The organism is Phocaeicola sp. GP0067, assembly GCF_031119655.1.
Classification (GTDB): domain Bacteria; phylum Bacteroidota; class Bacteroidia; order Bacteroidales; family Bacteroidaceae; genus Phocaeicola; species Phocaeicola vulgatus.
In genome coordinates this window covers 135,195-150,054 of record NZ_JAVHZY010000002.1, presented here as the reverse complement: position 1 = coordinate 150,054, position 14,860 = coordinate 135,195, and the positions used below count along the sequence as shown (strand labels likewise).

Genomic DNA, 14,860 nt, shown 5'->3' with positions numbered 1-14,860 from the left:
AGAAATTTAACCTATTAAAATATGGTAGCGTTCATTTTAGTTTGTTTGGTTCTACTTTTAGGTCTTTTATGGGGATGGGAGATAAGAAAGAGGAAAAGTTTGGAACAGGAGTTCGTTAAGAAGAAAAATGAGGTGTGTTCCGTGAAAGAATTTTCGGATACCATATTGTATAATGTGGATGCATATATAATTTTGGTTGATCGGAATTTTTTGGTTGAAAAGACCAATTACTATAATTTGAATAATACTTCTGAAGGACAGGTGCTGCGTAGGGTCGGGGAATTGCTTCGTTGTAAAAATGGATTGGACGCCGGAGCCTGCGGTTCTCATGAGAATTGTAAAGTATGTCCTGTCCGTAACTCCATTGAAAAGTGCTTTCGGGAAAAAGGGCACTTTTCTCCGTTGGAAACTCCGATGAGACTTTATATGTCTGAAAAGATGGATAATTATGTCGATTGTATTGTTTGCGTGTCGGGAACATATTTACAGCTGGATCAGGATGATAAGGTTCTGCTGACAGTTCGTGATGTGACTCGTCAGAAAAAGATTTTGGATGAATTGGAGGAGGCCAGGCGAAATGCGGAATTGGCAGGAGAACAGAAAACAGCTTTTCTGGCAAATATGAGTCATGAGATTCGCACTCCTTTGAATGCTATTGTGGGATTTGCCGGATTATTGGGGACCGCGTCGGATCAAGATCGAATTTCTTATGTAGAGATTATCAAGGGGAACACGAATATGTTATTACAGTTGGTAAATGATATTTTGGATATGTCTAAGATTGAGGCGGGTACTTTGGAATTTATTTATACCGATGTGGATGTTAATCAAATTATGCGTGAGTTGGAAGGTATTTTCAGATTGCGTTTGGAAGAGGCGGATGTTCCTGTACGTATCATTTTTGAACCTAAGCTGCCTGTCTGCTTCATTCATACGGAGAAGAACCGTATTTCACAGGTTATTTCCAATTTCTTGTCTAATGCTTTTAAATATACTGTGCAAGGCAGTATAACCATGGGATATGAGATACGTGAAAATGGTATCTGTTTCTATGTGTCCGATACAGGTACCGGTATTCCGGAAGATAAAGTAAGTCAGGTCTTTGAACGTTTTACAAAGTTGGATGCCAAGCGTCAAGGTACCGGATTGGGGCTTTCTATCAGTCGGACTATAATAAAAAAAATGGGTGGTGAGATTGGTGTTACTTCAAAATATGGTGAAGGTTCTACTTTTTGGTTTGTTCTCCCGGAAAAGCCTTTTGATTTTCTGCCATTACAGTCGGAAGAGAAAGAACAATTTATAGATTTGTCCGAGCCGGAGAGTTGTTTGGAACATAAAACGATTTTAATTGCGGAAGATATGGATGATAATTATTTGTTGTATAAGATTTATTTGGAGAAGAAATACAATCTGATACGAGCTGAAAATGGTGAAGAAGCCATTTCTAAGTTTTTGGAATATAGTCCTGCTGTTATTTTGATGGATATAGGTATGCCTGTGGTGGACGGTTATCAGGCAACGGAAGCAATTCGTCAATTGTCATCCAAAGTACCTATTGTTGCAGTGACTGCTTTTGCATACGATGAAGATAAGCGGAAAGTAATGTCCAGAGGCTTTAACGGTTATTTGTCCAAGCCTCTGAACAAAGAAGCTTTGTTTGATATGCTCCGCCAAATGGGAATTTAATCTTCCAAAGAGTAATCAATGGTGGTTACAACGCGGATGCGTTTGATGTAAGGAGTGTTGGCGTCACGATCCTCAATGCTGAATTGTCCCTGATAGGCTCTTTTTATCTTACCAAGTTCGCTGTCCGAGTCCTTGGCGAATTTAACGGCTGCCGCCCGTGCGTTTTTAGTTGCTTCCTCTATCATTTGAGGCTTGATGTCGTTTAAACCGGTGTAGTCATATTGCACATTGTAACGATAATCTCCACCCGTAATAGCGATACCTTGCTTTAAGAGTTCGCTTTGTTCGCTGATCATCTTTCTCACCAGATCTACTTTAGTTGAAGTAACCGTGATGACAGAGGTCACATTATAGCGGAAGGGAACTGAATTATTATTATAACGTTCGGCTTGCATATCTATAATTTCCGGTGCATTGATACTGATTTCGTTTTCAGTGATTCCTTTCTGTTTCAAAAAGCCGACAATTGCTTGGTTGGTTGCATTTATCTTGTTATATAAGGTCGGGAGGTCATTTCCCAGGTCTTTATACATCAAAGGCCAAGTTACTTTATTGGCCGGCACCTCCATTTCTGCCAGACCTTTCACATTCACTACTCTGTCTTTACCAGAGAAAGTATCCAATCCCTGTTTGATAAAATACCCCATCACCAACATGCCTATAGCAAGGATGACGGCTTCCAGTTTCCAACTTTTCATACTTCAGTTGTTTTTAGTGATACAATTATTTGTTTTGTAAGCGTCCAATGCCTTTTTAACAGAACCCTGTTCTTGCAGTAATTGTTTTGCTTCTGCTTTATTAATATGTAATTCGTCAATCAGCATTTGCACTCCTCGGTCTATTAGTTTTCGATTGCTGAGTTGCATGTTTACCATCCGGTTTCCTTTTACTCTGCCCAGTTTTATCATGACGGTGGTACTTATCATATTCAGTATCATTTTTTGCCCTGTGCCGCTCTTCATGCGCGAACTGCCTGTGATAAATTCCGGACCTACTATCATTTCGATGGGTATATCTGCCACACTCGAGAGGGGAGAGCCCGGATTGCTGCTGATGCTTGCTGTTAATATTCCGTGTTCTCTTGCTTTTTGCAGTGCTCCTATTACATAAGGAGTTGTTCCCGATGCCGCTATGCCTATCAGAATGTCTTTATTTGTGATGTGATGGTCTTGCAGTTCCATCCAGCCTTTTTGACTATCATCTTCAGCATTTTCTACGGGACGTCTCAAAGCCTGTTCGCCACCGGCTATAATACCTATGACACAGGTATCAGGCATACCGAAAGTGGGTGGAATTTCAGAAGCGTCCAATACTCCTAGGCGTCCACTGGTTCCGGCTCCCAAATAGAATATGCGTCCTCCTTGATGCATACGTTCTACTATTTCATTTACTAGTTTTTCAATTTGTGGTATGCAGGCATGAACGGCTGAGGCTACTTTCCGGTCTTCTTCGTTGATACCTTCCAGTAACTCTCTGACGGATTTTTGTTCCAAATCCTCATGTATGGACGGTTGTTCGGTTATTTTTATAAAATTCATACTTCGAAATGATAATCCTTTAATCCTTCCAGTGGACTTTTTAAAACTTTTCCGATGGACACATTCAGTCTTAGAGCTGCTTCTTTTACTTCTTCTTGAAAGAAAAATGCAATAGAACCTGTGAAATGTACAAGAATATCATGATATTCGTATTGCATAACATTACGGGTGAAGAAATCAGTGAAGCAGGAAATTAATAGATTCCGTATCTCTGGTCTGTGCTTGTGGGCGAAAAGAAAAGGAGTCAGACCCGCCAGAAAGCGGTTGGCTAAAGGCTGTCGGTATACTTTATCTAAAATCAGCGCCGGGGTCAAATCGTATTCTTTAAGGAAATCTTGGCAAAGGTCATCGGGAAGTTGGTGTTTCAGTAAATCACCTACCAGACGTTTCCCTAATACGGCTCCGCTACCTTCATCTCCTAAAATATACCCTAACGGAGAAATATTAGCTGTTATTTTTTTCCCGTCATAAAAGCAAGAGTTGGATCCGGTTCCTAAAATACATGCAATTCCTGCCGTTTTACCACATAGGGCGTGGGCGGCACCTAACAAGTCACTTTCGACAAGGATATTCGCTTTGGGGAAGTTCTGCGCCAAAGCTGTTTTCACTATATTCGTCTTTTCGGGAATACATCCTGCACCATAGAAATAAATAGTTGTAAATTCAGTGGTGTCTCCCAACTGGGGAATTAGTGTGGAGGCAATCACTTCTTTTATTTCATCAACTGATTGGTGGAAGGGGTTGATACCTCCTGTTCGAACTGTCCTGCTGTTTGTCTTGGTGTTACCCAGACACCAGTCTGTTTTGGTGGAACCACTGTCTGCTATTACTATCATATCGGATAATAAGATGATTGTTAGTCTTACAAAAATAGTATAAATTTATCCGATATCCATTGTTTTCCGTATTTATTTGTCGGGCTCTTATATTATTTTAGTAACTCTGTTCCTATTACTTATAAGTTAGTGCTTTTTCATATAAACAGACTTTTTTAATAATTGAGCCACAGCTTCATTGCAGCTATCTTTTCTCTGCTTACAGTAATTTTATCTTTAAATGGCGGTTTTACCTGTACTATTATTTTTCCTAAAAAATAGTTTTCTATTTTCTGTATGGCATGTACACTGACCAATGTTTGCCGGTTGGTGCGGAAAAAAATATCGGGGTTTAGTTGTTCGGACAGTTTGTCGAGCGATAAATCTATGATATGCTCTTTCCCTTCTTTTGTGACGGCAAAGGTAATTTTGTTTTCAGAATAGAAATAAGCTATATCTTCTACTTGCAAGGTATACAGCTTTTCGTCTCCTGATATCAGGAAGCGGGTACGGTATTTTTTTTCCGGATTACTTATATTTTTCAGTAGGTTCAGTAATTCATTGGATGGGTTCGATAGGGTGGTATTGCCATATCTGGCAGTTAATCTTTCAAACTTTTCGATGGCTTCGGCCAATCTTTCCCTGTTTATTGGTTTCAGCAGATAGTCTATGCTGTTTACAGTAAAAGCACGTATGGCATATTCGTCGTAAGCGGTGGTAAAAATAATCATACTTTCGGGTTGGGCCTGTTCTATGAAAGCGAAAGAAATGCCGTCGGTCAGTTGGATATCCAGAAAGATTATATCCGGGTGTGGATGCTCCTGGAACCATTTAACAGATCCCTCTATGCTGCCGGGCAATACAACTATATCCCAGTCTGGCCTTAATCCTGACAACATTTTATGTAGCAGGCGTCCTGCAGGAATTTCATCTTCTATAATAGCGGCTTTTATCTTATTCATTCAGTAAAGGTATTTTTACGGTGAAATATTCAGAATCGTCAATAATTGTGATATGCAAGTTGCAAATCAGCAGATAGCGGGCAGATAAGTTCTTCAGTCCCATTCCTGATTTTGCAACATCCTTTTTTAATTTGATCTTGTTTCTTACGGAAAGAGTTTGATCTTTGTCAGAATAATCCAAATGGATGACCATTGGATTTTCCATATTGATGATGTTATGTTTTATCACGTTTTCGATAAGTAACTGTAGGGTTAATGAAGGGATTTTCTTGTTCAATAACGTGGGGGTCATTTTGTTTTCCAGTTGAATGCATTTTCCCAGACGCACTTGATGCAGATAGATATATGAATCCAGAAATTCCAGTTCATCACGTAAAGTGACAAGTCCTTGTTCCTGACTTTTTAGGATATAACGGTAAACATCTGATAGCTTTTGTGTAAAAACTACTGCGTTTTCCGGATTATATTCTATTTCGGATATTAAAGTATTCAAACTATTGAACAGGAAATGTGGATTTAATTGATTTTGTAAAGCCGTGTATTGCGCTTTGATGGAACTTTCTTCCAGCTTGGTTGTTTTTTCATGCAGAATAACCAGCTGCCTGTAAAAAGCGCTCGTGATACTTAAACTCACAATCACAATTTCTACCAACCATATAATCATGATCAAGCGCAGACCCGGACTGCTCAGTACAAATGGGAAAGGCAGTTCCAGCAATACTTTACAGATGGTCAGAGTAGCGTAATTCATGAAGAAAAGAATAGCTGCAATCAAAATGCAGTTGATAATCAGCTTGTTTCTCTTCTTGATAAAGAATAGAGAGCTTTTTTTCAGCCACCGGTTGATGACTATCAGACTGAAGCCTACCAGATTGAATATGAACACCACAGAAATAAATCCCAGAGAGGAGATTAATATTTTCTGATGTTGAGGCGTAAGGTCGGTATATAGTACCAGCGAAAGGTATGAGAAACATGCCAGCCCTGAAAACAGGAAAAAGTTGAAGAATTGATTGTATTTATTTTGCATAGCCATTCCGCTGTTGAAAATGATTTGGGTTATTTTACAAAAATATGAAAAAAAGAGGAAATTCAGAAAAGAATAGAATACTTTCCAAATCTCCTCTTTTATGAGCAAACGCTTAGTATGGATTAAAAACAAACTCCTACACGTACACCCATGCTATTCCTTCCATCTTCAGAATAAGTCAGGATACCGGTTTTATTGGTTGCGTAGCTATAATATACGGCTACATGAAATCCCAGACGTTGATAAGGCACCGGATGAATATCCATTCCCAGTTCGGGTGAAACATAGAATCCCCACGGGCGTTCATACCATTGTACCAGATTGTTGTAAATGGAGTTTTGGGAATACATGGCACCCGATTTGACTCCGAAGTAAGGTTTTACATACCTGTTATCCGGTAACTTGTAGGATACAGATATTCCGAAGGGTAGTTGGAACGCTGATTGTTGCTGGTCTGTTGTCAATGAAGCCGTTGGGGTGAGGGGGATGGTCCGGCGGTCCACATATCGGTGATTGGTATGAAAATTAAGGAAAGCTCCTATAGCCCAATAGGGCGTCAGATCATATTTTCCTTCAAAGTTCATTCCCCACCCGCTGAATTTATCGGCAAAGTTGCTGTTCAACGGCACATTCATCTGCCAGTCTACGTTAAAATGTACATTTTCCCAGGTCTGTGCTTTACTTGTGAAACAAAAGAGAACTAGTAACATTCCGATGAGGATACGTTTGGGAACTCTGTGTTTTAATATTTTCGTTTTCATGATTTTCCGGTTTTATTGTTTGTTTGACAGATAAGGAGATTGTGCAAATGCCTGATTGACGGCATTTAATGTCAACTGCATATTGAAATGGGAGTTTCCGTATAGCAGTCCTGACGCATAGGCATGCCAGATGACAGGTAGTTTGTTCTGGTTGGACTTATCGGCAGGTTGTCTTAAATCAACCATCTCCATAATCAGGGTTCCTGTGTCATAGCTGTAAGTTACCGGATAAGGATAATACCATCCTCCTCCCCAGTAGGGCCCCCAGAATCCGGCATCCCACCAGCCGCCATACCATCCTCCTGTGGTCATTTGTATTCTTTGTTGGGCGTATGACAACTGAATGCCTACATTGGCTTTTTCTTTATCTTCCGTCCGTACATAGCCTTTCTGTTCCATTTCATGGGCCACTGCACTGATAATGTTTTGGGCATTTTCATCTTTCCAATAATTGGCTTTCAGGCTGTTGTCCGGAACCAGAATGCTATCTGGCAGGTAATAGGTGGAAAACTCATTGAAATGTACACTGTTGTCATAATCAGTGTAAACGCTGTAGTCACTATCCAGTTTATTCATATCCGGATCTTTCTCGCACGAAGTAACTATCATGGCAAGCATGAATAGTGGAAATAGTAGCTTCTTCATATTCCTATAATTTTAGTTAAGTAGTTTATAGTGAGCGTCCTTTAAACACATTGGCTTTCTTTAATGGCAATATTTGACCGGATAAAGTCATGTGGCTGGAATTAAAGTTCGGAAGAATATCTACAGTCGCATTGTTGCTTCCATAAGGTATGTCAATGTTTACTTGGGCTGAGATTCCGATTCCCATCACGTTCATACTGACATGAATATTACCTTTTTTGTCGGTTTTTACTTTATAGTTCGAAGCATTACCGTCTACGGTAATACCTCCTAGTCCGTTCGGACCGCTGAAAGGTACATTGAATGCTACTTGCACCACGGCCTTGTCACCGTCCAGTCCTACAAAGTTGGTGTTGGATGAAACGAAAGCGGAGGTTCCGTATTTAAAGTAAACTCTGTCCGCTTCCAGTACAAAGGTTTGGTTGTCTATTGCCTCTTTGGCTTCCTGAAATAACATTTTGTCCAAAGCTTCCTGAGCCGCTTTTTTTTCCTGACGTGTCATTTCCTTTTCTGTTGTTTGTGCCTGTGAGTATTCTACGCAGGTAAACAAGGTTACTAATGTTAATATTACAACTTTTCTCATAATACCTACTTTTTTATTTTATGTTGTTTTCCTATTGAAATCCGGTATAAATATAATAAGCTTTGTCATAAACAGGTAGTAATTTATTACTGAAACGGAAAAACCGGTTGCTGAAGTGTGTTTTGGAGGAGCTGAAATTAAAGGTGTGAAGAGGAATGAATGAGAAAAGAACAGCCCTGGAAATCTGCTTTAACAAAATTTCCGGGGCTTATTTTCTATGAACTATAAAGTGATTAGAAAGACCTTCCTTTAAATATATTTGACTTGTCAAGCGGTAGTATTTCACCGGATAAAGTCAGACGGTTGGAATTGAAGTTGGGGCGTATATCTACGGTGGCATTGTTGCTTCCATAAGGTAATGTTATACTTACCTGAGCAGATATACCTACACCCATTACGCTCATTGTCAGATATATGCTTCCTTTCTTGTCGGTTTTGATCTTGTAACCGGAAACATTGCCGTCTACAGTGACACCTCCTAATCCGTTAGGACCGCTGGCAGGAATGTTGAATGCTACCTGCACGGATGATTTATCACCGTCTACCATTACAAAATTGGTATTAGAAGAAACAAAGGCATTTCTTCCTCTTTTAAATATAACCCGGTCAGCTTCCAGTGTGAACGCTTTATTTTCTATAGCTTGTCTGGCTTCTTCGAACAAGGCTTGTTCCATAGCTTTTTGCGCCTCTTTCTTTTCCTGACGAGTCATTTTTTTTGTTGTTTGTGCTTGTGAGTAGCCTACGCAGCAAAACAAGGTGACGAATACTAATAAAATAATCTTTTTCATATATGTATCTTTTATGTTATTGTTTGGATATGAAACAAATATAATAATTATTTTGTTGAAAGGACTTTATCTTATTTTTTAATTAAAAGCTTCTATGACTTTATATTTTGTACAATGTGTCAAAAAGGGGGAGGACAGTATGGCGAATCTTGGCGCAAAATCCAATGGAACTTGATGCAAGATTGGGTAAACCTTGTAACAAGATATTGCGGAACTTGATACACGTACATAAGTACGTGTTGGCTTATGCTTGCGTACATGTAGCCCGATGCCAACGTATGTTGCAAGCTTACGTTACTGATGTTGTTGAATATGTCTTCATGTTTTTAGAAAACATCAGCACCTTTTTAAAAAAGGTCAGCATGTTTTAAAAAAAGGTCAGCATGTTTCAGCGTACATTACTCCCTCACTAAGCCGATGTCCTTCCTTCTCCATTCATCCTTTCATCTTATTTAAAACACACAGTCAATCAAGCGGTTAAAAATGGAACCGCTTCCCCTCACTCCCGTTTCAACGTAAGCGGAAAGGAGGATGAAAGGACAATGACGGGATGTCCCTTCATCACCGGAACACCCACCGGCAGGGTGTTTTGACGGTAAATGAAAGGAGAAGGGAAAAACGAATTAAAACAAATGCTGAAGTGCGGAGCCTATAATTTCAGAATTTCTAACGGACCCTTCCCAACTGTGCCGCTATGTTTGAGAATGAACTCTGAAAAGAACCATATGTTTTTTGTGTGCGGGCCAGCGTGTACATATCTGCGACACCCTCCCTGATTCCTTCCAGAGAGCCACAATCCGCCTGTCTTTCCGAGGACAGGCTGAAATAAAGGTCGGATCAACCTTTCTTCTTGCCGAACTCCGGATCAATTTTTAGCAGAGCCGTTACTCCGAAGGTGATAACGCAGCATATCATAATCCAGATAAAGAAATGGTTGTATCCCATCTGTTCCTGAAGCCAGCCGGCAGCCATTCCCGGAATCATCATGCCTAATGCCATAAATGCGGTACAAATGGCATAATGTGCTGTTTTATGTTCTCCGTCTGCAAAATAAATAAGGTAGAGCATATAGGCTGTGAAACCGAATCCGTAACCGAATTGCTCTATAAAGATGCAAATATTGATGAGATATAAAGAATCAGGCTGGATATAGCTGAGATAAACATAGACTAAATCGGGTAAGGAAATGGCCCATACCATCGGCCAGAGCCATTGTTTCAAACCGTTACGGGCTACGGCTATTCCTCCTAAAATACCTCCTAGGGTAAGTCCGATGATGCCGACAGTACCTTGTACGAAACCTATTTCTTCGGTTGTCAGCCCCAAACCACCTTTTTCAACGGGGTCTATAAGGAAAGGAATGCACATTTTTGCCAGTTGAGCTTCGGGCAAACGGTAGAGTAACATGAAAAGAATGGCAATGCCTGCCTGCTTTTTTTGAAAGAAACTGGCAAAAGTACCAAAGAACTTTTTGAGCAGATTGGAAGCGGAAACTTCTTTGGAAGTATGATCTGAATCCGGACAGGGAAGAACAAACTTATGATAAATCCATATTCCAAGGAAAAGTCCGGCCAATACAAAAAAGGTGAGGGACCAAGCGTATGGTATATTATCTGTCATTATTTCCAGTCTTCCTGCAAGCATGATAAGTAATCCTTGTCCCGCAATGGTTGCAATACGGTAGAAGGTACTGCGGATTCCTACAAACAGGGCTTGCCGATGCGAGTCCAGTGCCAGCATGTAAAAGCCGTCGGCAGCAATGTCGTGTGTGGCGGAGCTGAATGCCAGTAACCAGAAAACGGCCAAAGTGAGTTGGAAAAAATGCTCTGTGGGGATGGTGAAGGCTATGCCCGCCAGTCCTGCGCCGATTAAAAGTTGCATGGTGATAATCCACCAGCGTTTCGTCTTGATAAGATCAATGAAAGGGCTCCATAGAGGCTTGATAACCCAAGGCAGGTTGAGCCAGCCGGTATAAAAAGCTAACTCGGTATTGCTGATGCCTAATCTTTTATACATTATGACCGAAATGGTCATTACTGCCACATAGGGCAGCCCTTGTGCAAAGTATAGAGTGGGTATCCATGCCCATGGCGAGGTATGCTTGTTTTTCATGGTTCCTTTCATTTTAAAGAGTCCGAATGGAATCCCCGCCCATGTGGGCGGGGCCTGTTAATAAAAACGGCGGATGTCCGCACCTTTATAGTAATGCAATAGAATTTCATCGTAGGTATATCCCCGTTCTCCCATTACGGCAGCCCCGATTTGGCAGAGCCCTACTCCATGTCCCCAGCCGGCGCCGGTCAGCAGAAACCATTCGGGAACGCCGTTTTTCAGTTCTCCCTTATCTATTACAAAGGCTGAGCTGAACAGGTGGGAAGAAGATAGAGTGCGGCGTATTTCCAGTTCCTTTCCGATAGTCAATGTTTTTAGCGAACCTACAATTTTCAGTTTGCAGATACGTCCGGATTTGCCGCGTTGGATAGGAATCAGGTCGATGATGTCCCCATAATCCGATTTTGTATTTTGACGGATCAGTTCGGATAATTCTGCCTGGGAATAACGTACTTTCCAACGATAGAAATCTGTAGTTTCCTGATCGTAGTTGTTCAGAATTTGTGAAATGACTTTTTTATCGTGGGTGTCACAGAACGAAACAGGAGAAGTGCGTATCCAACGCTCTGCCTCTTCTTCTTTGGTCAGATCGGGTAACGGGCGGTTTTCTTCTTCTTCCGCATCACGGATTGTAGACAAGTAGGGATAATTCTTGTCTTCCCAGCAGTATCCGAATTCCTCGCTTGCTCCTCCGCAGCATTTGGAGAAACGGGCATCGCAAATGCCGCGTTCATACATCAGCAATTGTCCGCGGGTGGCTCTTACTGCTTCGGTCACGGCGGCACTGGATGCTTTGGTTATTCCTTGGTAGCGTTGGCAATGGTCATCGGCGCAAACATCGAATATGGTATGATCTTCGCGGTCGTACCAGCGGATGTATTCGGTATCGGTTTTGATAAAGGAGAAAAAGCCTTCGTTTTTGTCACTCAAGGCCTTGCGTTTCTCTATTTGGGCAAACAGCCAGCTGCGTGATACCACGGCATGGGCTTTCAGAAACTCCAAAGAGGAAGTGGCGTTCATCTCCGAGGAGATGACGCTTATCAGATAGTCTTCGGCGGGAAGAATATTGATAGCGGTGATTTTGCCTTCGTCCACCACTAGTTTCAGTGTTCCCATAAAACTTTGGGTTTCTTGCCGTTCCCAGTGGAAATTAATTCCGATGGTTACGTCATATAATGAAAACGAGGCATGTTCGTCTTGTGGAGTGAAGGTCAGTTCGCGGTAAAGATTACCATTCCACAGAATACCTCCTTCGCTGAAGGCTACTTGTTGTTCACCACAGACTGTTTCTCCTTTAGCGAAAAAATTGCCGTTCAGTGAAAAATGAATTTCTTGTGCGTTTACTATTCCTACGCTTATTTCGGGTTCTTTCATTGTTATTCGTCTTGTTTTTGGGCTTGCTGTAATTCCTTCATCTCTTCGTGTTCTCTCTATCTTTTTGCTTTCTCGTCAAAATAACGTCCGGGTATCTTCTCGGCTTCTTCTACTGTTATTCCCACTTCTTTTATGATGGATGCCACTTTTTCTTCTGTTATTTTGTCGAAATCTTCCTGACGGGTGGTGACGATTACGCCAGCCATGTCCAAAGCTCCCGGACTGATGAGCATCTGTTCGCTGCCTTTTGCAAAGTAGCAGTCGGGACGGTGCTTGCTGCGGGGAAAAACCACCGTATAGTATAGATGGCCTTCCTTCCATAACAGCAGGTTGAACTTCGCTTCTTGTCCGTCTTCATCCGGTGGGAAAGCGGCGAGGGCACTGTATAACAGGGAGTCGTCATAATGCGTGTTGCTTGAGAGGATTACCAAAGGACAGGGATAGTCCTTGGTGTTGAGGTAAATTCGGCTACATTCTAGTGGATAATCTTCCTCTTCTTCTAGGTAGGGAAAATACATGCTGCGTATATCGATTGTCTGTGCGTGGGTTATCAGCTGTTGTACGTTCGGGATGATGGGAACATCAGTTTTTCTGACTCCTTGAAGATGGAGATGGTCCGGTGCAGAGGCTCCGCAATGTGCTCCATTATAGAATAGGGCGTAGTCCGGATATTTCTGTACGAATGCACGGACGTCATCGTAACTGAAAATATTCTCATCCATGAGTTGGGGGATGTGATCTTTATGGGCGATAGTGAGGTGATCCGGCAATATGGGATAAGGGTTAACGCATATTCTGTTTGCAGTGATGGTTTCCAGTGCTTTCTGCTCCTTAGGCTGGTTTTCCTTGCACAGGAAACAGGGGCGTGCTTGGATGCTGTCCTTATCCACTTTGGCGGTAGTCGAAACCGCACGCTGTGCATTGCACTGTACCACAAACGTGTAGCCGTTTATGGACAGTTCCTTGGTCTGTACAGTCTGTAATGCCTCGTGGTTGTGGTGTGCCAGTGGCCAGCACGCCAGTTGGCTGTCTATAAATCGCTTGATTTCATTCCGGTTCTTCAGCTCTTCTGTATATTTTTTGCGGATTCCCAGTTCACGGGTGCGCAGGCTGTCTTTGTAGTGATTGTTGGCATTGGTCTGCTCTATGCTCAGGGCGGCATCCGAGTTCCCTTCCCAGCGGCGGCACAGATAGAGTACATCATAGATTCTTCCTATCTTATATTGGCGCGAGAAAATGAGTCCCAGGGCATAATCTTCTCCGTAGCTGACATTGGGCACGCCTGTTTCGCGCAGGATAGGTGTGAAGAATGCGCGCGGAGCCCCCAGACCGTTGATGCGCAATGCGTTATTGTGTCCGTTCTCTTTCGTCCACTCGCTATGGTCTATCACTCCCGGAGCGATGGTGTTCAGCCGGAAGTCCGTCATGCGGTAAGTTCCTATTACCATGGCGCATTGCTCTTTGTAGAACGTGTCTACGATGGTTTGCAGGGTATGGGTGTCGCTGTACAGGTCATCGCTGTCAAGCTGTATGGCGAAGCGTCCGCACCGGGGGTGGTTGATTGCGAGGTCCCAGCATCCCCCTATGCCCAGATCGGTACGTTGGGGCTGAAGGTGGATTACCGCTTTGTTGTCCTTGTATTGACCGATGATTTCTGTGGTTCCGTCTGTCGAGTGATTGTCCACGACGATGATGTTGAATGGAAAGCGTGTTTCTTGTGCGAGTGCCGACCGGATGGCATCGTCAATGGTACGGGCGCGATTGCGCACGGGGATGATGACGGAGGCTTCATATTCGAAATTTCCTTTCTTTACATCCGTTTCCACACATATGGGTTCAAGGAGGGCATTGATAGATTTCAAGTATCGTGTGAATGCTTCTTCCATTTCTATCTGTACCTCTCTGTTACGGGGATTTACGTAGTCGAACTGCTTTTCGCCGGACAGGCGGTTGTCGCTTTCTGTTTCCGTATAAAGATATTCGTTGATATGTACCAGATGAGAATGGAGGGTAAGGAGCAGGCGCAGTTCATAAAGGGCGGCATACTCTCTTTCCTCTGTCATTTGGAGGCTGGCGAGGATGAATTCCGTTCTGTTGAATATCAGTAGCGGACCGAAATCGAAATCATCACGCACACTGCCGGGTTGGTAGTCGTTGACGGGATGTTTCTTCTTTTCTCCGTTTTTCCATTCATGATGGTCGGCATAGACCATGCCGCATTCTCTGTCCTGCAGGAAGTCCGTCATGCGTTCCAGTGCCTTGTAAGCCAGTTCCAAAGCAGAAGTCTTGGTGTAGAGCAATATATAAGGTGTGTCTGCTTTTTCAGCAATCATCTTCATTGTCTTAGAACTGGTTAGTGAATCAACAGGTAATATTTCGCATCCTTCGGGGGTGGATAATGTCTTGTTGGGTTCGATGTTCAGCAGATAGATTTTGTTGACTATGCTACTTTCTTTTAGAGCATGGATTGTCTGTTCTGCCGCTGTGCTTTCCCTATAAGGAATAAAGCAATTAATTGTTTTTCTCATTGTTAAAAAGTATTTCTCACGGCAAAGATAGGTAATAT

At 42.3% G+C, this 14,860-nt stretch carries 13 protein-coding genes; 1 reads left to right on the top strand and 12 read right to left on the bottom strand.

Translation table 11 applies throughout. The features are described 5' to 3' along the window. The first annotated feature begins 21 nt into the window (after positions 1-21). Positions 22-1,686, top strand: a complete 1,665-nt coding sequence (locus tag RE317_RS02455; RefSeq protein WP_008669956.1) for an ATP-binding protein — start codon at positions 22-24, stop codon at positions 1,684-1,686. Here the strand turns inward: RE317_RS02455 and RE317_RS02450 are convergent. From RE317_RS02450 to RE317_RS02390, 12 genes are all read right to left on the bottom strand, one after another. Further along, positions 1,683-2,384, bottom strand: coding sequence for an SIMPL domain-containing protein (locus tag RE317_RS02450; RefSeq protein WP_005847301.1), 702 nt, complete (start codon positions 2,382-2,384; stop codon positions 1,683-1,685). The two genes, RE317_RS02455 and RE317_RS02450, sit on opposite strands and share 4 nt — an antisense overlap. Positions 2,385-2,387: 3 nt before the next feature. Then, the gene (gene murQ, locus RE317_RS02445) at positions 2,388-3,224 is read right to left on the bottom strand and encodes an N-acetylmuramic acid 6-phosphate etherase (RefSeq protein WP_008669960.1); all 837 of its coding nucleotides are present in this window, start codon (positions 3,222-3,224) and stop codon (positions 2,388-2,390) included. After that, positions 3,221-4,060, bottom strand: a complete 840-nt coding sequence (locus RE317_RS02440) for an ATPase (protein WP_005848185.1) — start codon at positions 4,058-4,060, stop codon at positions 3,221-3,223. The genes murQ and RE317_RS02440 overlap by 4 nt, the downstream gene beginning before the upstream one ends. Before the next feature lie 155 nt (positions 4,061-4,215). Beyond that, a complete protein-coding gene (locus RE317_RS02435; protein WP_008669963.1) occupies positions 4,216-5,001 on the bottom strand; it encodes a LytTR family DNA-binding domain-containing protein in 786 nt (261 codons plus the stop codon). Then, positions 4,994-6,037, bottom strand: coding sequence for a sensor histidine kinase (locus RE317_RS02430; RefSeq protein ID WP_005847311.1), 1,044 nt, complete (start codon positions 6,035-6,037; stop codon positions 4,994-4,996). The genes RE317_RS02435 and RE317_RS02430 overlap by 8 nt, the downstream gene beginning before the upstream one ends. A 116-nt stretch (positions 6,038-6,153) precedes the next feature. Continuing rightward, positions 6,154-6,792, bottom strand: a complete 639-nt coding sequence (locus tag RE317_RS02425; protein WP_008669966.1) for an outer membrane beta-barrel protein — start codon at positions 6,790-6,792, stop codon at positions 6,154-6,156. Positions 6,793-6,804: 12 nt separating this feature from the next. Beyond that, positions 6,805-7,437 (bottom strand): DUF4136 domain-containing protein, encoded by a 633-nt coding sequence (locus RE317_RS02420; RefSeq protein ID WP_005847315.1) that lies wholly within the window; start codon positions 7,435-7,437, stop codon positions 6,805-6,807. Positions 7,438-7,462: 25 nt separating this feature from the next. Then, entirely contained in the window at positions 7,463-8,020 is a 558-nt protein-coding gene (locus RE317_RS02415; protein ID WP_005847317.1) for a DUF4251 domain-containing protein, read from the bottom strand. Positions 8,021-8,253: 233 nt separating this feature from the next. After that, positions 8,254-8,808: a DUF4251 domain-containing protein gene (locus RE317_RS02410; RefSeq protein WP_005847321.1), complete on the bottom strand. Its 555-nt coding sequence runs from the start codon at positions 8,806-8,808 to the stop codon at positions 8,254-8,256. Positions 8,809-9,645: 837 nt separating this feature from the next. Continuing rightward, entirely contained in the window at positions 9,646-10,920 is a 1,275-nt protein-coding gene (locus RE317_RS02400; protein ID WP_008669970.1) for an MFS transporter, read from the bottom strand. Between the two features lie 57 nt (positions 10,921-10,977). After that, positions 10,978-12,294 (bottom strand): SpoIID/LytB domain-containing protein, encoded by a 1,317-nt coding sequence (locus tag RE317_RS02395; protein ID WP_005847325.1) that lies wholly within the window; start codon positions 12,292-12,294, stop codon positions 10,978-10,980. Positions 12,295-12,350: 56 nt separating this feature from the next. Then, the gene (locus tag RE317_RS02390; protein ID WP_008669973.1) at positions 12,351-14,822 is read right to left on the bottom strand and encodes a DUF4922 domain-containing protein; all 2,472 of its coding nucleotides are present in this window, start codon (positions 14,820-14,822) and stop codon (positions 12,351-12,353) included. Positions 14,823-14,860: the final 38 nt, after the last annotated feature.